Origin of the sequence: Croceibacterium soli, assembly GCF_009828065.1 — a bacterium.
In the GTDB taxonomy this organism is placed as follows: domain Bacteria; phylum Pseudomonadota; class Alphaproteobacteria; order Sphingomonadales; family Sphingomonadaceae; genus Croceibacterium_B; species Croceibacterium_B soli.
Genome location: NZ_WTYK01000003.1, coordinates 70,620 through 89,514, shown reverse-complemented (window position 1 = coordinate 89,514; position 18,895 = coordinate 70,620). Strand labels below are relative to the sequence as shown.

18 protein-coding genes and 1 tRNA gene are annotated in these 18,895 nt (G+C 66.7%); 3 read left to right on the top strand and 16 right to left on the bottom strand.

The features are described from left to right. Positions 1 to 372 precede the first annotated feature (372 nt). The 4 genes from GRI75_RS06225 to GRI75_RS14750 all read right to left on the bottom strand — a co-directional run bounded on the left by GRI75_RS06225 (position 373) and on the right by GRI75_RS14750 (position 3,460). Positions 373 to 1,188 carry a CDP-alcohol phosphatidyltransferase family protein gene (locus GRI75_RS06225; RefSeq protein ID WP_235911393.1) on the bottom strand — a complete coding sequence of 272 codons (816 nt, stop codon included), beginning with the start codon at positions 1,186 to 1,188 and terminating at the stop codon, positions 373 to 375. Between the two features lie 80 nt (positions 1,189 to 1,268). Beyond that, the gene (locus GRI75_RS06220; protein ID WP_160746106.1) at positions 1,269 to 2,021 is read right to left on the bottom strand and encodes a phosphatidylserine decarboxylase; all 753 of its coding nucleotides are present in this window, start codon (positions 2,019 to 2,021) and stop codon (positions 1,269 to 1,271) included. A 111-nt stretch (positions 2,022 to 2,132) separates the two neighbouring features. Continuing rightward, positions 2,133 to 2,342 carry a hypothetical protein gene (locus GRI75_RS06215; protein WP_160746105.1) on the bottom strand — a complete coding sequence of 70 codons (210 nt, stop codon included), beginning with the start codon at positions 2,340 to 2,342 and terminating at the stop codon, positions 2,133 to 2,135. A gap of 80 nt (positions 2,343 to 2,422) precedes the next feature. After that, on the bottom strand, positions 2,423 to 3,460 hold the full coding sequence (locus tag GRI75_RS14750; RefSeq protein WP_160746104.1) for an MBL fold metallo-hydrolase: 1,038 nt from the start codon (positions 3,458 to 3,460) through the stop codon (positions 2,423 to 2,425). Positions 3,461 to 4,577: 1,117 nt separating this feature from the next. Here GRI75_RS14750 and GRI75_RS06205 point away from each other — a divergent pair. Next, entirely contained in the window at positions 4,578 to 4,796 is a 219-nt protein-coding gene (locus GRI75_RS06205) for a helix-turn-helix domain-containing protein (protein WP_160746103.1), read from the top strand. A 7-nt stretch (positions 4,797 to 4,803) separates the two neighbouring features. On the opposite strand, the gene GRI75_RS06200 is transcribed toward GRI75_RS06205, so the two are convergent. The 5 genes from GRI75_RS06200 to GRI75_RS06180 form a co-directional block, all read right to left on the bottom strand. Then, positions 4,804 to 5,502: a hypothetical protein gene (locus tag GRI75_RS06200; protein ID WP_160746102.1), complete on the bottom strand. Its 699-nt coding sequence runs from the start codon at positions 5,500 to 5,502 to the stop codon at positions 4,804 to 4,806. After that, on the bottom strand, positions 5,499 to 5,687 hold the full coding sequence (locus GRI75_RS06195; RefSeq protein ID WP_160746101.1) for a MerR family transcriptional regulator: 189 nt from the start codon (positions 5,685 to 5,687) through the stop codon (positions 5,499 to 5,501). The genes GRI75_RS06200 and GRI75_RS06195 overlap by 4 nt, the downstream gene beginning before the upstream one ends. Positions 5,688 to 5,802: 115 nt before the next feature. Then, positions 5,803 to 6,444, bottom strand: a complete 642-nt coding sequence (locus tag GRI75_RS06190; protein ID WP_160746100.1) for a hypothetical protein — start codon at positions 6,442 to 6,444, stop codon at positions 5,803 to 5,805. Beyond that, complete coding sequence (locus GRI75_RS06185; RefSeq protein WP_160746099.1) at positions 6,441 to 7,670, bottom strand: tyrosine-type recombinase/integrase; 1,230 nt, start codon at positions 7,668 to 7,670, stop codon at positions 6,441 to 6,443. Before GRI75_RS06185 ends, GRI75_RS06190 begins: the two co-directional genes overlap by 4 nt. A 196-nt stretch (positions 7,671 to 7,866) precedes the next feature. After that, positions 7,867 to 7,952: transfer RNA gene (locus GRI75_RS06180), tRNA-Tyr, on the bottom strand. A 140-nt stretch (positions 7,953 to 8,092) separates the two neighbouring features. On the opposite strand from GRI75_RS06180, the gene rlmB reads away from it, so the two are divergent. Together rlmB and GRI75_RS06170 are read left to right on the top strand one after the other, a co-directional pair. Further along, positions 8,093 to 8,887 (top strand): 23S rRNA (guanosine(2251)-2'-O)-methyltransferase RlmB, encoded by a 795-nt coding sequence (gene rlmB / locus GRI75_RS06175; protein WP_160746098.1) that lies wholly within the window; start codon positions 8,093 to 8,095, stop codon positions 8,885 to 8,887. Between the two features lie 753 nt (positions 8,888 to 9,640). Next, positions 9,641 to 9,904 (top strand): DUF5818 domain-containing protein, encoded by a 264-nt coding sequence (locus GRI75_RS06170; RefSeq protein ID WP_160746097.1) that lies wholly within the window; start codon positions 9,641 to 9,643, stop codon positions 9,902 to 9,904. Between the two features lie 394 nt (positions 9,905 to 10,298). Here the strand turns inward: GRI75_RS06170 and GRI75_RS06165 are convergent, their stop codons facing one another. From GRI75_RS06165 to GRI75_RS06135, 7 genes are all read right to left on the bottom strand, one after another. After that, positions 10,299 to 10,571, bottom strand: coding sequence for an HU family DNA-binding protein (locus GRI75_RS06165; RefSeq protein ID WP_160746096.1), 273 nt, complete (start codon positions 10,569 to 10,571; stop codon positions 10,299 to 10,301). Positions 10,572 to 10,822: 251 nt separating this feature from the next. Beyond that, positions 10,823 to 13,213, bottom strand: coding sequence for an endopeptidase La (gene lon, locus GRI75_RS06160; RefSeq protein WP_160746095.1), 2,391 nt, complete (start codon positions 13,211 to 13,213; stop codon positions 10,823 to 10,825). Positions 13,214 to 13,358: 145 nt separating this feature from the next. Continuing rightward, on the bottom strand, positions 13,359 to 13,727 hold the full coding sequence (locus GRI75_RS06155; protein ID WP_160746094.1) for a response regulator: 369 nt from the start codon (positions 13,725 to 13,727) through the stop codon (positions 13,359 to 13,361). Then, on the bottom strand, positions 13,720 to 15,900 hold the full coding sequence (locus tag GRI75_RS06150) for a PAS domain-containing sensor histidine kinase (protein ID WP_160746093.1): 2,181 nt from the start codon (positions 15,898 to 15,900) through the stop codon (positions 13,720 to 13,722). The genes GRI75_RS06155 and GRI75_RS06150 overlap by 8 nt, the downstream gene beginning before the upstream one ends. Before the next feature lie 213 nt (positions 15,901 to 16,113). Further along, positions 16,114 to 16,650: a PilZ domain-containing protein gene (locus tag GRI75_RS06145; protein WP_328597940.1), complete on the bottom strand. Its 537-nt coding sequence runs from the start codon at positions 16,648 to 16,650 to the stop codon at positions 16,114 to 16,116. Positions 16,651 to 16,753: 103 nt separating this feature from the next. Continuing rightward, entirely contained in the window at positions 16,754 to 17,092 is a 339-nt protein-coding gene (locus GRI75_RS06140; RefSeq protein WP_160746091.1) for a YbaB/EbfC family nucleoid-associated protein, read from the bottom strand. 10 nt (positions 17,093 to 17,102) lie between these two features. Beyond that, positions 17,103 to 18,872: a DNA polymerase III subunit gamma/tau gene (locus GRI75_RS06135; protein ID WP_160746090.1), complete on the bottom strand. Its 1,770-nt coding sequence runs from the start codon at positions 18,870 to 18,872 to the stop codon at positions 17,103 to 17,105. Positions 18,873 to 18,895: the final 23 nt, after the last annotated feature.

Below are 18,895 nucleotides of genomic sequence, written 5' to 3'. Positions count from 1 at the left end.
GAGAGACGGGTGATGCCGTTGAGGCAGCACCACAGCGCATACCCTGCCGTCTGCAGACTTGATAAATAGGAACAAACAGGGAACAAGGAACGAACCGAACGGTGATTCGTCCACAAGTTCTCCACAGGCCTCCCCACAGCCGCCTTCGGCTCGGGAGCAAAGCCAAGGTTAGCAGATCGATGTTCACAGCGTTTTTGACCGTTGCCTTCACCGCCGCCGCCCTGCTGGCCGTCACCGTCATCGCGGCATCGCTGGCGAAGGGGATCGCCGCCGCGGCATCGCTGCGCCGGCAACTCGCCGAGTGCCGGGACGAACGCTGGGTGACGATCAGGCACGGACGGGCGCTCGCCCACCCGTACGTCGATCCAGGCTTCAGTCCGGTGCGCGCATCGCGGCGGACTCTCCGGACAGCGGCTCCGCGTGCGGCTGGACAACGGCGGCTCGTTGCCGCCTGACCTTCGCGTACTTGGCGATCCCCAGCGGCATCAGCGCGAGGTAGACCACGCAGATCGCGACGAGGGTCCACCAGGGCTCGGTCAGCAGGGCAGCGAACACCAGCCCAGCCAGCGCGATCGCCTCCAGCCTGATCGAACGACGCGGGCGGATCGATGCCCAGCTCAGCGTCGCCAGGTTGGAGATCATCAGGAACGCGATCGCCGCGACCCAGACGGCCACCAGCCAGGGTTCGCGGAAGACCGGCTCCCCGCTGGCGATCCACAGGTACATCGGCAGGAACGCGAGCCCCGCGCCGACCGGTGCGGGCACGCCGGTGAGGAACCCGGCCGACTTGTGCGGCTGCTCGTCCTCGTCGATCCGGGCGTTGAAGCGGGCCAGGCGCAAGGCGCAGCAGATGGCGAAAGCGAGCGAGGCGAACCAGCCGAACCGCGGCAGGTCCTGCAGCGACCACAGGAACAGCACCAGCGCCGGCGCCATGCCGAAGCTCAGCGAATCCGCCAGGCTGTCGAGCTCGGCGCCGAAGCGCGACTGCGCCTTGAGCAGGCGGGCAATGCGCCCGTCGATCCCGTCGAGCACGCCGGCGAGGATGATCGCGAAGAGCGACTTCTCCCAGTCACCGACGATCGCGAAGCGGATGCCCGTGAGCCCGGAGCACAGCGCCGCCGCGGTGATCGCGTTCGGCAGCACGGCCCGCAATGTCAGGCCGCCGCCCAGCCGGCGCGATGCCGGCATGTCGCCCTCTCCCGCCCGCGGTCCGAGCCAGGCAGGACCGGCGTCGATCGGCCGCTCCTCGTCATAGTCGCGGCCGTTGGTCATTGGCTGACACCCTCTATCAGGCCCTGGCGGCCGATTTCCGCCAGGATCGTTTCACCGGCGATCACTCTCTGCCCCAGCAGGACTTTCGGGTCCGTTCCTTGCGGCAGGTACACGTCCACGCGGCTGCCGAAGCGGATCAGCCCGACCCGCTGCCCGGCGGCGAGAATGTCGCCCGGCTTGATGAACGGCACGATCCGGCGCGTCACGAGGCCCGCGATCTGGGTGAAGGCGAGAACCGTCCCGTCGCTGCGCTCGATCAGCACGTGCTGGCGCTCGTTCTCCTCGCTCGCCTTGTCGAGATCGGCGTTCGTGAACTTGCCGGGGATGTAGACCACCCGCCGCACGGTGCCGCCCACCGGGGCGCGGTTGATGTGCACGTCGAACACCGACAGGAAGATCGAAATCCGCGTCACCGGCTCGCTGCCGAGCCCGATGCCGTCCTGCGGGTCGAGCCCCTGCAGTTCCACCGGCGGCGCGACCTGGCCGATCTGGGTGATCAGGCCGTCGGCCGGTGAGACGATGAAGTCCTGCCCTTGCGGCACCACCCGCTCGGGATCGCGGAAGAACGCGAACACGCCCAGCGACAGCAGCAGCAGCGGCCAGCCGACGATTTCCCAGTCGAACAACAGCAGGAAGATCAGCGATACGCCGACCGCCGCGAGCCCGAACTTCCGCCCTTCCGGATGGATCGACGGCCAGCCCCATTCGGCATGCCCCCGGCCTCGGTTGTCTAGTAAATCACCGGCCATGAGGTTGCATCTAGGGCGTAACCGCGGGCGTCACAAGCGCTTCGGCAGGCGACCCGCTGCGCCGTGATCCGGCTGCTCCCGAAGCAGCGTGGTGAGCGGAAACAGGCAGCGTCAGGGGCTGACCGCTTCGTCGTCGTCATCGTCGAACACCACCACGGCGATGGCGATCGCCACGGCCAGGCCGACCAGCAGCGGGATCCACGGATTGCCGGCGATCCGTTCGCCCTGCTCGAAAGAGGCCGCGGTCCGCTCGCCGGCCTGTGCCGCCGCCGGAGCGGCAACCAGCGCGGCCGCGAGGACCGGTGTGAATATCGTGCGCATGTCGAGCTACCCCCTGTTGTCGTTAGCGAGCCAAGTATTTCCTAGTTGAGGACTGCCCGCAAGCTCCGGCGCCTGGCTGTTCACATCGCCGTTTGGACCGCGTTCCCGCTTTCGCGCCACGCCGCCATGCCGCCGTCCAGCGCGGTGGCGCGCTGAAAGCCCAGCTCGCGCAAGGTGGCCGCGGCGAGTGTCGAGATCTTGCCGAACTCGCAGATCGTGAGGATCTCCACGCCCGGGTCCGGCAACACTTGATTGACCCGCAGTTCGAGCTGCCCCCGTGGAAGGTGAACGGCGCCCGCGACGTGCCCTTCGGCGTAAGCCTCCCGCTCGCGAACATCGAGGATGACGAAGTCGTTGGCCCGGGCCGCGAGCCGGCGCCGAAGCTCCTCCATCGACATGAACGGCACGCGCGCGCCGGCTTCGGCCAGGAGCTGGCGCACCGTCTTCCCGCCGGACATGTTGGTGCGCAGCGCTTCGGTGAGATGCGTCGGCGCCGAAAGATTGAGGCTGGTCATCAGCGCCACGAAGTCGGCCCGCTCGGTCTTCGCCAGCCGCGGATTGGAGCGGCGCTCTTCCCCGATCGTCGAGCTCTCGCGCCCTTTGTAGTCGTGCGCGGGATACACCAGCGTGGCGTCCGGCAGCGCGAGAAGCCTGCCGAACAAACTGTCGTACAACTGATCGGGATCGCCGCTCGGCAAGTCGCTGCGGCCGGTGCCGCCGATCAGCAGGGTGTCGCCGGTGAAGACCCGGTCCTCGACCTGGACGGCCATCGAGTCGAGTGTATGGCCGGGCGTGTGCAGGATGTGCATGCGCATTGAACCCAGCGGCAGGGAATGCCCGTCCTCCACATGCAGGTCCACATAGGGAGCCGGCGAGTATCGGTGCATCACGATCGGTGCGCCGAACGCCTTGCGCAGCGCCTGCGCACCCGAAAAGTGATCGGCGTGGGTATGCGTGTCGATGAGGTAGCGGACGCGCAGCCCGTGCTTGCCGATCTCCCCGACATAGCGATCGACCAGGTCGAGCGCCGGATCGATGATCGCCGCCGCGCAGGTCTCCTCGCAACCGACGATGTAGGACTTGCAGCCCTCGCCATCGCGGAAGTGGGCGAAGAACACCGCTCAGCCTCTCGGGTACGGCAGCATACGCAGACGTCTCGCCGCAAAATCGAGAGCTTCGCTGCCGAACGAGAGTGTCACGCCTGATCCCCATCTGCCCGTCGACAGATGCATATCATGCCGCTCCGGAACGCGGAAGCGCCTATGCTTTTGGGGGATGCCGCCTCGGGCCGAGCGCGATGCTCGCTTGGGTGGGGCACCGGTGGTGGCAGGGCTTGTATCGAACTTTCAGCCTAGCTGGCTGTTTCAGTTATGAGATCTGGAGTCGGGTTTTGTCTCCCCCCCATTTCCTCCCACATTTCTGTAGTGCCCGAAGGCATCGGTGTTGACGCGCCCTCTCCTGTGGTCAGCGCGGACCGAAGGTCGGGTGTGTATCTGAGCGGGCGGGCGGCACTTAAGGAAGAATTCTTTGCCCTGGAGCGGGTGCCATGGGGGAGCTCGAGCGAACGCATGGGGCGCTTTCATGGTGCCTCAAAAAATTTTCGCCAATTTTTCCTGAGGGACTATCCAAGAAACACGATTTTGGCGTCCCCGGATGCTCTGATCACGTCTCCGCTGCTCGCACAGGAGGCAGGTCGGTCGTCAGGGCGGCGACGTCGCGGCGGAAGGCGCTACCCCTACCACCAAGACACGAAGGTAATCGGCCGTCACCGAACCGTCAGTTGCGAGACATCTGGCAGAGATCCCTGCGCAACAGGTGCGGCGCGGATGCTCAGTTGCAACGCATGACTGCGGCTCGGCGATTTCCGATGGCTGAGCGACTGCCATCGCGGCATGGTGCGTCGCTATCTATGTCGGCTGACATAAACCCCAACAAGGACCAGCGTAAGCACGACAAAGACCGCTCCAGATATTACCTCTAGGTATGCGAGAGTGCAGAGCTCGACGAAGGCTGCCGCGTTGAACCCTTGGTGGAAAGACTGTGAGTCGTGACCGTCAATCGCCATGAAACCTCCTCTTGATTAAACCTGCGAGCACCAGATCGCGAGACCAAACACCTGTTCACACGATCACGAGAGTGAGACGCTCGCGATCCATTCGTCCGCACAGTCACCTGACCGCTCAGAACATACTAAAGTTGATAAACTTAAAATGTGTAAACTGCGACGCGCAGTCCATGGATATGCGCAAGCTCGTGGGGAGAAATGTCGCTCGTCTGCGGCGCGAGAAGGGTCTGACGCAGGAGGAGGTTGCCGAACGCTCCGGCTTCAGCCAGCAGTATCTCAGCAGCCTTGAGCGCGGGCGGCGCAACCCGACGGTGATAACGCTCTTTGAGTTGGCTCAGGCGCTCGAGGTGCCGCATATCGACTTGCTCATGCCTGACGACGAGGTCTGATCTTTCGCTAAGCACGCCCGATCAGCAATCTCGAGTGACAAGCTCCCGAAGATTGCGCGCCGCGATCCGCTGACGTCTCTGCTTTCGTCGTAACCTCGGCAGCAGGAACAGGTAGATCCCGTAGCCCAAGCACGATCAGGGCGATGCCGGAGGCAGCATGACAGCGTAGTTCACCCGCGGTGCAAAGAAGCCTATCCGGCACGATCACCAAGCCCGACCTGAGGGTTGCCAGCTTGAGCAACTGAGCCAGCCCCCGCCACTCTGCCGGCTTCAGGTCACGGTCCAAAGGCCAATAGACATGCAAGCCGTTGCCGGAGTCGACGACCGTTGGGTCAGGCAGTCCGATCTCGCAGCAGAACTTGGCGAGAGCGAGCTTGGCTGCCGGTCTGTCAGCGTAAGGAGCGTCGTCCTTCCACTCTCGCGTATCGATATCGAGCCAGAGGGAGCGAGCCGCGGCCACGTTGTGACCTTTCCGACCGGAAGCCGGATCAGCATAAACGGCGCACCCGAAGTAGACCTGCCCCCGCCGCCCCGCATCGAGCGTGATGGCACGCGCCGCGGCTTTCTCGGCGTCAGAGCAGAAGGAGGGAGAGAACCTGCCATCGGCATGGTTGGCGATGCAGATGTGCCCGGTGCGAGGGAGGTGCATGCGGAAGAACGATGCGACAGATGCGACCTGCGCGGCTGGCGATGTGGGGGCAGTCATTCCGCCTCTCCCTGCCGAGCGTGATCGAAGCCGGCCAGCTGCCTAATGCTCGCGATCTTAACGAGCCGGCGCGAGCCGATGCGGACAGATTCAAGTTCTCCTTGGGCGATGAGTTCGCCCAGCTTGGTTTTGCCGATCGCCAGCATCTTTCCGGCTTCGGCTTGTGAACAGAGGATAGGCTCCATCGAGGGATACTCCGTCACGGCTGGCACGGGATTGCACGAGCCGTGGCGGAATCTTGCGTGCAGGAGCATGCCTGGTCATCGTCAAAAAATGACGACTATTGTCAGGAAAAGCCGGCTAGCTGGGGAACGCCTTCTTGTAGGCAGCACATAACCGCCGTTGCTTCGTTTCGAAGCAGCCACCCCCGGCGGCCTGGCCGGCGAATAGCCCCGCTGTGGAGTAGACCGTCTTGCCGGGATTGTTGGATAAATACTGCCGCATTTTTTCGACAATGATGGCGTCCACTGCACCGTGACCGCCGCTGCCTTTTGGCCGCCCCCGCTTGCTCACCGTCAAAGAGCGCCCGGATGTGAGTGCTCCAGAGATGGCTTCGATGTCCGACAGCTCGAAAGTGACGCCTAGCGCCGTGACCTCAAATTCGGCCCCCTCGAGGTAGATCGTGCTTTTGAAGTCCCCGAGTGACCAGTCTTTCCTCATGTCGCGATCGCACCAGAAGTCGCGCGGGATCAACTCGTCGAGCCACTCGTACGTGCGGCCATTCTCGATTGTTATCCACCGCCGCGCCCTTGCGCGAACTTCCCCGTTTTCCGCACGGAAGCAGATTGCATCTCCTGGTTCTCCTTCGTCTCGCCGTCCTTGCGAGACCATATCAAGTGCTTCGCTGGCACTGATCCATTTCCCGTCGGCGAGTGTCCGCGCCGCCGCTTCCTGATCGGCGAAGTCGCCGGGCTCACTTGGCAATTCTAGTGTCTCACTCATTTCCCTCCCCTCCCCTTTCCGATCGGCACGATCGTTGCGCTGTCAGCAGCAGCAGCGCTGCAGTAGCGTCCCCATTCCGCCATCAGCCTCACCCGCTGGCCCGGCTGGTCCGGGGTGCCGAGATAGGTTGTGCGGCGATAGGCGGCCTGCACTGCGTCGGGCGTCTTGTGCGCCAAGGCCGCCTCTACGACGGCATCTGGGTGCCCCTCGTTCGCCGCCCAGTCCGTTAGGGCCGAACGGAACCCGTGGACGTGGTAGGGCTCGCTCATGTCGCGCAGGACCTTCAGCAGCGTCATGTCGGACATCGGACCGCCGGCTGCGCCGGGGAAGACCTGGACGGCCCCTTCCCGCTTCAAGGCCGCCGCTTTCGCGAGCACCGCCAGGGCTGCATCGGACAGGGGCACGATGTGGGCCTTGCTGCGCTTCATGTGTTCGGCCGGGATCGTCCACAGCCGAGCTTCGAGGTCGAACTCGTCCCATGTCGCCAGCCTCACCTCCTGGCTGCGTGTCCCGGTGAGGACGAGCAGCTCGAGCGCCAGCTTTCCATAAGAGGGTTTGCGGCGCAATGCTGTGAGGAAGCTGGGAACGGCCACGTACGGCATGGCTTTCCGGTTCTCCCGGGCTTTGACCTGCCGGGGCAGCCCGCGGCCCGCTTTGAGGCTGCCGCTGCCCGAGGGAGCCTCGGTGGAGCGCCAGCCCTTCGCATGGGCATAGTCCAGCACCGCACAGATCCGATTACGGACCTGGCGCGCCGTTTCGGGGATCTCCTGCCAGATCGGAGCCAGGACCGCGATAATGTCCGCCGCCGTGATGCTGCCGGTCGGCTGGTTGCCCAGCTTGGGGAAGGCATAGTTCTCCAGGCCGGCAAGCCACTGGCGGGTGTAGACGGCGCTCTTCCACCCTGCCTCGTTCTCGGCATGATACTGGAGGGCGGCTTCGCGGAACGTCACTTTAGCGGCAGCTTCGTCCTTCCGCTCCGTCAGGACATCGCGGCGTTCGACCTTCACCGCCTTGCGCAGGCTCCCGGCTCTCTCACGGGCCTCGGCCAATGTCAGCAGCTTGGCGGACCCGAGTCCGATGTCCTGCCGTTTGCTGTCGCGCTGGAGTCGTAAAGTCCAGGAAGCGCCACCCCGCTTGTCCACTTTCAGGAACAGCCCATCGCCATCTTGGTAGGTCCCTGGATTCGCCAGAGCCGCCTTCACGGCCACCGCGGTCAGTTTGCCCATAATCTTCCCCCACACTTTTCTCCCCCACACCGGGGAATCAGAATGTGGGGGAAAGCCCATCTTCCCCCACACTTCCCCCACACTTCGGCCTGGCTGCAGGCGATAAGCGGCGGGTACAGGCGGGCCTGCACGGGCACGTTACCCTAGGAGTTCTGCGGTTTCTACGGGTTTCGGCGGGCCGCTCCGGGAAGGGCGGTGGTGGACAGGGCTGGATTCGAACCAGCGTACGCTTGCGCGGGCAGATTTACAGTCTGCTGCCTTTAACCACTCGGCCACCTGTCCACCCTGGTGCCGGCGACGGTCGAAACCGTCCGATTGCAGCCCTTGTCGCAAGGGCTCCGGCCGAGTGCGGGGGTCCATGGCGAAGCGGCGCTTGCCTGTCAATGGTGCCGCTGGCAGGGAGGGGCCGAACAAGGAGTGTCATGGCAAAAAGTAGCAGTAAAAAGGGTTTGCGCGGACGCGCCGGGCGCATGCAGGGCGGACGCGGCTCCGGCCGGGCGACGCATGGCCAGGTGCGGCTGTGGGGCCGCCACGCGGTCGAAGCGGCGCTGAAGAACCCGCTCCGCCAGCACCGCAAGCTGTGGGCCACGCGGGAGGGCGTGGCCTCGCTTGATGGAGAGCTGCCGGAAGGTTTTCCCATCGAATACGCGGAAGTCGCCGATCTCGGCCGGCTCGTCGCCCGCGACGCGCCGCACCAGGGGCTGGTGCTGGAGTGCGATCCCCTGCCCGACGTCTACCTCGACGAAGTGCTGAACGGCGAGGCCGACCGGCCGGTCGTGGTGCTCGACCAGGTCACCGATCCGCACAACGTCGGCGCGATCCTGCGTTCGGCGGCGGCTTTCGGCGCGGCCGCGATCGTCACGCAAGACCGCCATGCCCCGCCGGAGAGCGGCGTCGTCGCCAAGTCCGCTTCGGGCGCGCTGGAGATCGTGCCGTGGGTTCGGGTGGTCAACCTGGCCCGCGCGCTGGAGGAGATGGCCGAAGCCGGATACTGGCGAATCGGCCTGGCCGGCGAAGCGGACGCCAAGTTCGCCGAAGCCCTTCCCGCCGGCCCGATCGCGCTGGTGCTCGGCGCCGAAGGCGAAGGCTTGCGCCACAACATCGCCGGGCACTGCGACGCCCTCGCGCGGCTGCCCATCGGCGAAGCGATGGAAAGCCTCAACGTCTCCAACGCCGCCGCCATCGCACTCTACGCCGTGGCGACCAGATCCGGCTGACTCCTACCTCGACTTCCGATCCCCCCTCTGGGGGAGGTGGCAGCCGCGTAGCGGCTGACGGAGGGGGCCCGGCCCGGCTCCACGGTACGTCCAGGCCAGCCCCCCTCCACCGCCTTCGGCGGTCCCCCTCCCCGTTCCGGGGAGGATTTGGATGCCAGTCTGACAAAGATCCTCCCCCTCTGGGGGAGGTGGCATCGCGCAGCGATGACGGTGGGGGCATGGCCTGGCTCGACGGTTCCTCCAGGCCAACCCCCTCCACCGCCATCGGCGGTCCCCCTCCCCGTTCCGGGGAGGATTGGGTGAGGCGCTGAGATAAATCCTCCCCGGGACGGGGAGGGGGACCGCGCGCGCAGCGCGTGGTGGAGGGGGCCCTTGGCCTGGACGAACGGTCGAACCAGGCCGCGGGCCCCCTCCGTCAGCGCTTCGCGCTGCCACCTCCCCGTGCCGGGGAGGATTAGGGGCCCCCAAATCTGGCCGTTGAGTAAGCGCCCGAAAGCTTCCATACAGGCTGTGGGGCCGCCACGCACGGCTCTGGGGGTGTAGTAACCCCGAGGTAAGCGGTTGGTGCTGACCGTAACAGCGCCACACTCCGTGACCTATGGTCGGGGAGCCTGCGGCGTATGTCCAGGGCTCTCGGGCCTAAAGGCCGCAGGGCCGACTTACCTCGGTTTACTACCTCCCCGATCACCAGGGCTCATGGTGTGAAGTCGAACAGCGGGGGCGCACCGCCATCGGCTTCCGGGGAGTGCGGGAATGCCGCTCGGAACATCGCATGTCGTAACAGGGATCATCAGGCGGCGGGAAGGCGGGCGCTTCGTCGTCGCCGTATTCGGCGGCGGGGAATGGGAGCTGGAACCGAGCTGCCACCTGCGGAAGTACGTCGATCACCCGGTCACGATCGAAGGCATCCGCAGCGGCTTCAACCGGCTCGCCTTGCTGCGCATCAAGCCGGCCGACGAAGAATGGCCCCCGCAGCGCAGCTGGTCCGACCGCTGGCACCGATTGCTGAAGGGGTAGTGCGAGGCCAAAATCCTCCCCGGGACGGGGAGGTGGCGCCGGCCGCAGGCCGGTGACGGAGGGGGCCCGCCTCCTGGCGCAGCGCGTGCGGCCAGCCCCCTCCACCACGCGCTTCGCGGGCGGTCCCCCTCCCCGTTCCGGGGAGGATTTGGATGCCAGTCTGACAAAGATCCTCCCCGGGACGGGGAGGTGGCAGCCCGCAGGGCTGACGGAGGGGGCCCGCCTCCTGGCGCAGCGCGTGCGGCGAGCCCCCTCCACCACCCGCTTCGCGGGCGGTCCCCCTCCCCGTTCCGGGGAGGATCGGGTTCTTCCGCCCCATAGGGAAAGGGCCGCCCCGCGGTTGCGGAGCGGCCCTTTTGCGATCAGGGGCCGGCGGGAGGCCGGCCGCGCGAGATCAGTTCACCGAATCCTTCAGGCCCTTGCCGGCCTTGAACTTGGGCTGGGTCGAGGCCTTGATCGTCATCGGTTCGCCGGTGCGCGGGTTGCGGCCCGTGGAGGCCTTGCGCTTGGCGACCGAGAAAGTGCCGAAGCCGACCAGGCGCACTTCGTCGCCCTTCGACAGCGCGCTGGTGATCGTGTCGAACACGCCTTCCACCGCCTTGGTGGCATCGCTGCGCGACAGCCCGCTCGCGTCGGCGACTGCGCCGATCAATTCGTTCTTGTTCATACTCCGAGAATCCCCCTCAGTTGTGATTGTCCGGATCGGGTGTGGAATCGCCTCGCGATTGGCGCGGAGTTGAGCGACTTTTCCCTGCGCTGTCAAAGCCAAAAGCCGCGCAATTCCGCGCTTTCCAGCCGATCCGGAGGCAAATTCGCCGCCGCCGGAGCACGAGCTCCGGCGGCGATATGGCTAACGGCCGGGTAACCATGCAGCAACCATCGCGAGTCGCTGCGGCGCAGCACTGTTGCTGCGCCTGCTCAGTGCGCAGTCGGTCCGTTGCCGGGCGCGGCGGGCGCCGGAACGGGCTGGCTGGCGATGTCGTCCGCCTCCGTCCATTCGATCGCCGTCGGCACCGAGGTGAGCGCGTGCTCGAGAACCTGGTCGACATGGCTCACCGCCACGATCTCAAGGCCTTGTTTGACGTTGTCCGGAATCTCGGCGAGATCCTTCTGGTTCTCCTCCGGGATCAGCACCTTCTTGATGCCGCCGCGAAGCGCCGCCAGCAGCTTCTCCTTCAGCCCGCCGATCGGCAGCACCCGGCCGCGCAGCGTGACCTCGCCGGTCATCGCCACGTCCGGGCGCACCGGAATGCCGGTGAGGGTCGAGACGATCGAGGTGACCATGCCGACGCCCGCGCTCGGGCCGTCCTTCGGCACCGCCCCTTCGGGCAAGTGGATGTGGACGTTCTTGCGCTGGAAGATCGACGGCTTGATGCCATAGGCCGGCGCCCGCGCCTTCACGAAGCTGAAGGCCGCGGCGATGCTCTCGTTCATCACGTTGCCGAGCGTGCCGGTGGTCTTGACCTCGCCCTTGCCCGGGGTGGTGACGCTCTCGATCGTCAGCAGCTGGCCGCCGACTTCGGTCCAGGCCAGGCCGGTGACCGCGCCGACTTGCGCTTCCTCTTCGCTCATGTCGTGGCGGTACTTGCGCACGCCGGCGAAGTCGCCGAGGTTTTCCGGCGTGATGACGACGCTTTCGACCTTCTTCTCGAGGATCTGGCGCAGCGACTTGCGCGCCAGCCGGGCGATCTCACGCTCCAGAGTACGCACGCCCGCCTCGCGGGTGTAGTAGCGGATCAGGTCGCGCAACCCGTCCTCGGTCAGCTCGAACTCGCCTTCCTTCAGCCCGTGCGCCTCGATCTGCTTGGCGATCAGGTGGCGCTGGGCGATCTCGACCTTCTCGTCCTCGGTATAGCCTTCGAGCCGGATGATCTCCATCCGATCGAGCAGCGGCTGCGGCAGGTTGAGAGTGTTGGCCGTGGTGACGAACATCACGTCCGACAGGTCGATGTCGAGCTCCAGGTAATGGTCCTGGAACTTCGAGTTCTGCTCCGGATCGAGCACTTCGAGCAGAGCCGAAGCCGGATCGCCGCGGAAATCCTGGCCCAGCTTGTCGATCTCGTCGAGCAGGAACAGCGGGTTGCTGGTCCCCGCTTTGCGCAAGTTGGTAACGACCTTGCCCGGCAGCGAGCCGATGTAAGTGCGCCGGTGGCCGCGGATCTCGGCCTCGTCGCGCACGCCGCCGAGCGACTGGCGGATGAACTCGCGCCCGGTCGCGCGGGCGATCGACTTGCCGAGGCTGGTCTTGCCCACGCCGGGCGGGCCGACGAGGCACAGGATCGGCCCCTTCAGCTTGTTGGTCCGCGCCTGCACGGCAAGGTATTCGACGATCCGGTCCTTGACCTTGTCGAGCGCGTAGTGATCCTGGTCGAGGATCTCCTGCGCCTTGGCGATGTCCTTCTTGAGCTTGGACTTCTTGCCCCAGGGCAGGCCGAGCAGCACGTCCAGGTAGTTGCGGATGACGGTCGCCTCGGCGCTCATCGGCTGCATCGAGCGCAGCTTCTTGAGCTCCGCGGTGGCCTTGGCCTTGGCCTCCTTGGAGAGCTTCAGCGTCTCGATCTTCTCCTGCAGCTCGGCGAGCTCGTCGCCCTCGCCCTCCTCGCCGCCGAGTTCGTTCTGGATCGCCTTCAGCTGTTCGTTGAGATAATACTCGCGCTGGGTCTTCTCCATCTGGCGCTTCACGCGGCCGCGGATCTTGCGCTCGACCTGGAGCACGGACAGCTCGCCCTCCATCACCGAGAACACCATTTCCAGGCGCTTCAGCGGGTCGGTCTCGGTCAGCAGCGACTGCTTGGTGGCGACTTTCGCCGTCAGCGCGGCGGCGATGGCATCGGCCAGGCGCCCCGCGTCGTCGATCGCGCCGAGGTCGCTGTCGACGTCGTCCGGCAGCTTCTTGTTGTGCTTGGCGTAGTCGGCGAACTGCTCCAGCGCGCTGCGCATCATGGCCGCGATGTGCGTGCCGGAAACGCTCTCTTCCTCGATCAGCTCGGTCTCGGCGACGACATAGCCGTCCTGCTCGGCGATATCCTGCAGGCGGGCGCGGGACTGGCCTTCGACCAGCACGCGCACGGTGCCGTCAGGCAGCTTGAGCAGCTGCAGCACCTGGGCGACCACGCCGATGTCGTAGAGGTCCTCGCGCACCGGATCGTCGCAGGCGGGATCGAGCTGGGCCAGCAGGAAGATGTCCTTGTTGCCCGCCATCGCCGCTTCCAGCGCGCTCACCGACTTGTCGCGGCCCACGAACAGCGGCACGACCTGGCCGGGGAAGACGACCACGTCGCGCAGGGGAAGAAGGGGAAATTGAGTCATGAAAGTCTGCATCCGTCCATCATAACGCATGCACGCCGAAACGGGTGCAACGCGGCTTCTTGGATGGGAATATGGGAACCGCCGCGCGCGCCCGCAACGGCGAACATGGATTCCTTGTGGATGGCCTTGCGGCCGCCCGCGTGGTTCAGCCCGCCACCTTCAGCACGCATTCGATCGCCTGCTTCAGATCCCCCGGCTCGAACGGCTTCGCCAGGATCGGCCGGTCGCGGAGATCGGCGGGCACGCCGTTGCTGCCGTAGCCGGTGCTGAACACGATCGGGATCGGCTGCCGGGTGAGTTCGCGCGCGAAATCGACCGTCGTTTCGCCGGCAAGGTTCAGGTCCAGCAGCGCGACATCGACCGCGGTGGAACGAACCGCCTCTTCGGCGCGGGCCACTGTCGCCACCGAAGCCGCGACAACGCAGCCGAGGTCCTGGAGCATCTCTTCGAGGAGCATCGCCACCATCCCCTCGTCCTCGACAATCAGAACGCGCGTGCCGGCAATTTCAGGCATCCGGGGCAAGCACCCGCAGCGGTATGGCGATCCGGCACTCGACGCCGGTCTGGGCGAAGTCCAGGTCCAGGTGCCCCTCCAGATCGCGGCGAACGCACCGCTCGATCAGCCTGGTGCCGAAGCCGTGCTGCTCCGGCGCTTCCACCAGTGGGCCGCCCAGTTCCCGCCAGTCCAGTTCCAGCACGCCCTCCGCGCCGCCGGCCAGGCTCCAGTTCACCGCCAGGACGCCGGAATGCTTGCTCAGCGCGCCGTACTTGGCCGCGTTCGTCGCCAGTTCGCTCAGCACAAGGGTCATCGACAGCGCCGCTCGCGGGTTGAGTTCGACATGCGGACCAGTCAGCCGCAGCCTCTCTCCTCCGCCGCTGTAAGGCGCGACGATGTCGTCGAGCAGCTTCTCGAGCGGAGCGCTCATCCAGTTGCGCTCGGTCAGCAGGTCGTGCGCCCTGGCCAGGGCCAGCAGCCGCGCCTCGAAAGTCTCGCGGAAATCCCCGACATCGCGCGCGTGCCGCGCAGTCTGCCGCGCCAGGGACTGCACGGTGGCCAGGGTGTTCTTCACCCGGTGGTTGAGCTCGTCGATCAGGACCTTCTGCCGCGCTTCGGCGGCCTTTCGGTCGGTGATGTCGACCAGCATGTTGATCGCGCCGACGAGGCGGCCATCGGCATCCCGCAGGGGCGTCGGGTAAGGGATGAACGGGGTTCGCGTTCCATCAGGCCGTTCGGCGATCGCTTCCTCCCCGCGAACCTCGCGGTTCTCCCTCAGCGCCACCGCCATCGGGCACTCGTCGTGGGGCAGCGGAGTCCCGTCCGGCCGGAACAGCTTCCAGGTGACGCACCATTCGTCGCTGCCCAACTTGGGCTCGTGCCCGGCGAGGTCCGCCGCCGCCTGGTTGTAGAAGGAGATGCGGCCTTCCGCGTCGGTCGTGTAGATCGCCGCCGGCAAGGCCTGGAGCAGCTCGCTCAGGCGGCGCTCGTTGGCGCGGATCGCCTCCTGCATGCGCTTCCGCTCGGTCACGTCCTGCATCACCCGGACGCCGAAGCGGAACCGCCCATTCTCGTCGCGAACCGACGAGCTCGACACCTCGAGATGAGCGATCGAGCCGTCGGCGCGGATCGCGCGCTTCTCGATCGAGTAGCTGTCGATCTCGCCCCGGACCTGGCTCTGGTACTGTTCGGTCTCGCGGGCGCGGTCGTCGGGGTGGGTGATCTCGATGATGCCGCTGGCAAGCGTCTCCTCGCGCGTGCGGCCGAGGATGTTGCAGAACGCATCGTTGACGCGGACATAGCGGCCCTGCTCGTCGACTTCCGCGATCCCCACCGGTGCGGCCTCGTACGTCGCGGCCAGGCGCTCGTCGCTTTCGCGCTGGGCCTGCTCCGCCTTCCGCCAATCAGTCACGTCGATCGTGAAGCAGCGGGTGTTCACGAACGCGCCGTCCTCCATCCGGCTGTTGGAGGTGATCAGCACCTCGCGGATGGAGCCGTCCTTGGCGCGCAGCCGGGCCGGATAGCGATCGAGCCTGTCACCGCCCGACAGACGGCGAAGGATGTCGTCGATCACCGGGGCGTCGGCATGGAAATCTGCGATGTGCCTGCCAACGTACTCGTCGGCGGAGTAGCCCAGCAGCTCCAGTTCGGCGCGATTGGCGCGCAGGATCGTGCCCTCGCCGCTGACGATGTGCAGGCCCACCGCGCCGTTCTCGAAGAAGTCCTCCAGGTCACGGTTCTTGCGCATCAGCTCGTCTTGGAGCTGCTTGCGTTCGGTGATGTCCTGGAAGCAGTTGATGGCGCCCTGGATGCGCCCGTCGTGCCCGCGCAGCGCGCGGATGTTGACCAGCGCGACCATCCTGGTGCCGTCCGGCCGTTCGATGACCACTTCCGCATTGCGGGTCTCGCGGCCTTCATGAACCGCGTCGGCCATCGGGCAGCTCTCGTGCGGTAGCGGGGTGCCGTCGATGAGGTAGAGCTTGTGCGAGCCGCAGAATCGCTCCCGCTTGTCGAGTGCGGGCGTTCGGCCCCACAGGGCTTCCGCCTCGGCATTGTAGCGGACCAGCGAGCCTTCTGCGTCGCACAAGTACACCGCACCCGGGATCGCGGACAGGACCCCGGGTCCGGCGGCCATCAGTGCCTCGTATTCGCTCAGCTGATGCGGCGTCGGGATAGTCTGATTGGTAGCCATGCCCCCACTGATGCTCCCATGCGCCCCCAGGATGATGGGCCGAAACGGCCACGTCGCACAGGCGATTGTCCAAGGTTCCCCAAGGAGCCAATCAACCCCGCCAAACGGAATTGGTTCCCGTCGCAACGAATACCATCGGCCGCGCGCAATCGCAAATCGGCTCCCAGGACTTGCGCGACCGCAGGGCCCCAGGGGCCGCAAACGGCCGCGGTGTCAGGGCCCCGTGGCGGCGAAGCGGCGCAGGAGCTGGGACGCGATGTCCAGGGCCTGCAGCCTCGACGCGTGACTGGCCACCACCCCCGCATCCTCGGACAGCGCGTCGGCCAGCGCGTCGAGCGCGTCTGCCACCTTCAGCGCATCCCCGGGGCCAGCGGGCGGCGCCTTGAATTCCGCAGCGGTCTGGGGCGCGGGTTCGGCCGTGCCGGATTTCAGGTCGTGAAAGGTGCGGTCGACCTGCGGCTGTCCGCTGCCGCCCGTGGGCAGCCAGCGGCTGACCTCCACATCCTGTTCGAACCGCAGCCCGGCCCGGCCGGCATTGCGCCAGACGATCCGCCCCGCCACGGTCAGCTCCCCGCGCCGCAGCCGCAAGGACTCGCCGACGCCAGGCAGCGCGTCGCCTTCGATCAGTGCGCCGTGCAGCGACATGTTCCTGATCTTGACCGAACCCGAAACTGCGGGCGCACTCATGGTCGCCAGCACGAACATGCTGGTCCTTGGATGCGCGCGTTCTCTCTCTGTTGCCGTGTTCACGCCGAAAGCCCCCTTGCCTCCCCGGTTAGACCAGGAGTGGTTAAGCGAGTGCTGCCGTCCGCAGGATTGATTGCGCGCCAGTCAGCCGAGCGTGGAAATCGCCTCAGCCCATCCCCGGGAAGTTGAAGCCCGGCGGCAGGCCCATGCCCTGCTGGACCTTCTGCATCTCCGCATTGGCCGCCTGATCGGCCTTGGTCCGCGCGTCGTTGAACGCGGCGGTGACGAGGTCCTCGAGCATCTGCTTTTCGCTCGGCTCCATCAGGCTGTCGTCGATCGCAACGCCGAGGATGCGGCCCTTGGCCGTGCAGCGGATCTTCACGAGCCCGCCGCCGGCGGTGCCCTCGACCTCAACCGCGTCGAGCTTGGCCTGGGCCTCGCCCATCTGCTTCTGGATGTTCGCCGCCGCTTCCTGCGCGGCCTTCATCATTTGTTCCATGTCCATCGGATCGTCCTCAAGCTCTCTTGTTCCAGGTGCGGTCTGCCTGCGCCACCTCGGCCTCGTCGACCAGTTCGGCGCCAGGGAAAACGGCGAAGGCGGCTTCTACGAGCGGCGCGCTGCGGATGCGGGCATCCTCGGCGGCCTTCTCGGCCTCCGCGATCTCGCGCAGCGTCGGCCGGCCGTCGCCCTCGCCACGCATCACCTGCCAACGCTCTCCGGTCGCCTTCAGCAGCGCATCGCGCAGTTCCGGGCCGGGATCGTCGGCCAGACCGGGCGCGAGCGAATAGGTCAACTTGCCGGGGGCGAGCTCGATCACCCGCACCCAGTCGCGCATCGTCTGCGCCACGCGCAGCGCACCAGAGCGGTCCACCTGGCCGACCAGCCGCTCCCAGTCGACCGCCGGCGCCTGGGCCGTCGGACCAGCCGCGCCGTTCGCGCCGGAACCAGCGCCGGCGGCAAGGCCGTTCGCCGCCATCTCCTCCAGCTTCTTCGCCAGCGTGCCCGGATCGGGCATGTCGGCAGCGTGGAGCACCCGCAGCAGCGCCATCTGCGCGGCGATCAGCGGGTCGGGCGCTTCGCGCACTTCGTCGTAGCCCTTGAGCAGCAGTTGCCACAGGCGGTGGAGCTGCCCGGCGGTGAGCTTGCCCGCCCAGGCCTCGAGCGCCTCCCGCTCCTCCAGCGTCGCCGCGTCGGCCGCGTTGCCGCCGATCTGGGTGACGGTGATCCGATGGGCCAGGTCCATCATCCCGCGCATCAGCGCGAGCGGCTCCACGCCGAGCGCATACTGCCGGTCCACGTCGGCGAGAACCGCCTTCGGATCGCCTTCCAGCAGGGCCGCGAACAGGCGCCGCTGCGCGCCCTTGTCCGACAGCCCGAGCATGTCACGCACCCGCTCGGCCGTGATCCGCCCGCCGGTCTCCATGTCCGCATGGGCGATCGCCTGGTCGAGGATCGACAGCCCGTCGCGCACCGAGCCTTCCGCGGCGGCGGCGATCATGTGCAGCGCCTCTTCCTCCGCTTCGATCTCTTCCATCCGGCAGACGCTGGCGAAGTGCTGCTGCAGCAGCCCGGTGGGGATGCGCTTGAGGTCGAAACGCTGGGTCCGGCTGAGCACGGTGACCGGCAGCTTGTCGACCTCGGTCGTGGCGAACAGGAACTTCACATGGGCCGGCGGCTCTTCCAGCGTCTTGAGCAGCGCGTTGAACGCGTTGCGGCTGAGCATGTGGACTTCGTCGATGATGTAGATCTTGTAGCGCGCGCTGACCGCCGCATAGCGCACTGCCTCGATGATCTCGCGCACGTCATCCACGCCGGTGTGGCTGGCCGCGTCCATCTCGATGACGTCGATGTGGCGGCCTTCGGCGATGGCCGTGCATGGCTCGCACACGCCGCAAGGGTCTATCGTCGGGCCGCCCTGCCCATCCGGGCCGACGCAGTTGAGCGCCTTGGCGATCAGGCGGGCGGTCGACGTCTTGCCGACTCCGCGCACGCCGGTCATCAGGAACGCATGGGCCAGCCGGTCGCGGGTGATCGCGTTGGCCAGCGTCCGCACCATCGCGTCCTGCCCGATGAGCTGGGAGAAGGTCTGCGGCCGGTACTTGCGGGCAAGCACGCGGTAAGGTGTCGCCGCCACCGGCTTCGGGGCCTCCGGCGCCGTGAGGGCCGGACCGCCGAACATCGCCGCCTGGCCTGCCTCCTCGAGCTCCGCTGCGCTTGGCTGGGCCTCGTCCTCGTCGCCCTCCGGCGGCGCGCCCTCGCCGAACATGTCGCCTGAATCGATCATGGCGGGCAAGTTAGGGGCTCAGC

Coding starts and splice junctions, on each gene's coding strand:
- GRI75_RS06225 (WP_235911393.1), bottom strand. CDS start 1,188: ATGCCGGCATCGCGCCGGCTGGGCGGCGGCCTGACATTGCGGGCCGTG.
- GRI75_RS06220 (WP_160746106.1), bottom strand. CDS start 2,021: ATGGCCGGTGATTTACTAGACAACCGAGGCCGGGGGCATGCCGAATGG.
- GRI75_RS06215 (WP_160746105.1), bottom strand. CDS start 2,342: ATGCGCACGATATTCACACCGGTCCTCGCGGCCGCGCTGGTTGCCGCT.
- GRI75_RS06205 (WP_160746103.1), top strand. CDS start 4,578: ATGGATATGCGCAAGCTCGTGGGGAGAAATGTCGCTCGTCTGCGGCGC.
- GRI75_RS06200 (WP_160746102.1), bottom strand. CDS start 5,502: ATGACTGCCCCCACATCGCCAGCCGCGCAGGTCGCATCTGTCGCATCG.
- GRI75_RS06195 (WP_160746101.1), bottom strand. CDS start 5,687: ATGGAGCCTATCCTCTGTTCACAAGCCGAAGCCGGAAAGATGCTGGCG.
- GRI75_RS06190 (WP_160746100.1), bottom strand. CDS start 6,444: ATGAGTGAGACACTAGAATTGCCAAGTGAGCCCGGCGACTTCGCCGAT.
- GRI75_RS06185 (WP_160746099.1), bottom strand. CDS start 7,670: ATGGGCAAACTGACCGCGGTGGCCGTGAAGGCGGCTCTGGCGAATCCA.
- rlmB (WP_160746098.1), top strand. CDS start 8,093: ATGGCAAAAAGTAGCAGTAAAAAGGGTTTGCGCGGACGCGCCGGGCGC.
- GRI75_RS06170 (WP_160746097.1), top strand. CDS start 9,641: ATGCCGCTCGGAACATCGCATGTCGTAACAGGGATCATCAGGCGGCGG.
- GRI75_RS06165 (WP_160746096.1), bottom strand. CDS start 10,571: ATGAACAAGAACGAATTGATCGGCGCAGTCGCCGACGCGAGCGGGCTG.
- lon (WP_160746095.1), bottom strand. CDS start 13,213: ATGACTCAATTTCCCCTTCTTCCCCTGCGCGACGTGGTCGTCTTCCCC.
- GRI75_RS06155 (WP_160746094.1), bottom strand. CDS start 13,727: ATGCCTGAAATTGCCGGCACGCGCGTTCTGATTGTCGAGGACGAGGGG.
- GRI75_RS06150 (WP_160746093.1), bottom strand. CDS start 15,900: ATGGCTACCAATCAGACTATCCCGACGCCGCATCAGCTGAGCGAATAC.
- GRI75_RS06140 (WP_160746091.1), bottom strand. CDS start 17,092: ATGGACATGGAACAAATGATGAAGGCCGCGCAGGAAGCGGCGGCGAAC.
- GRI75_RS06135 (WP_160746090.1), bottom strand. CDS start 18,872: ATGATCGATTCAGGCGACATGTTCGGCGAGGGCGCGCCGCCGGAGGGC.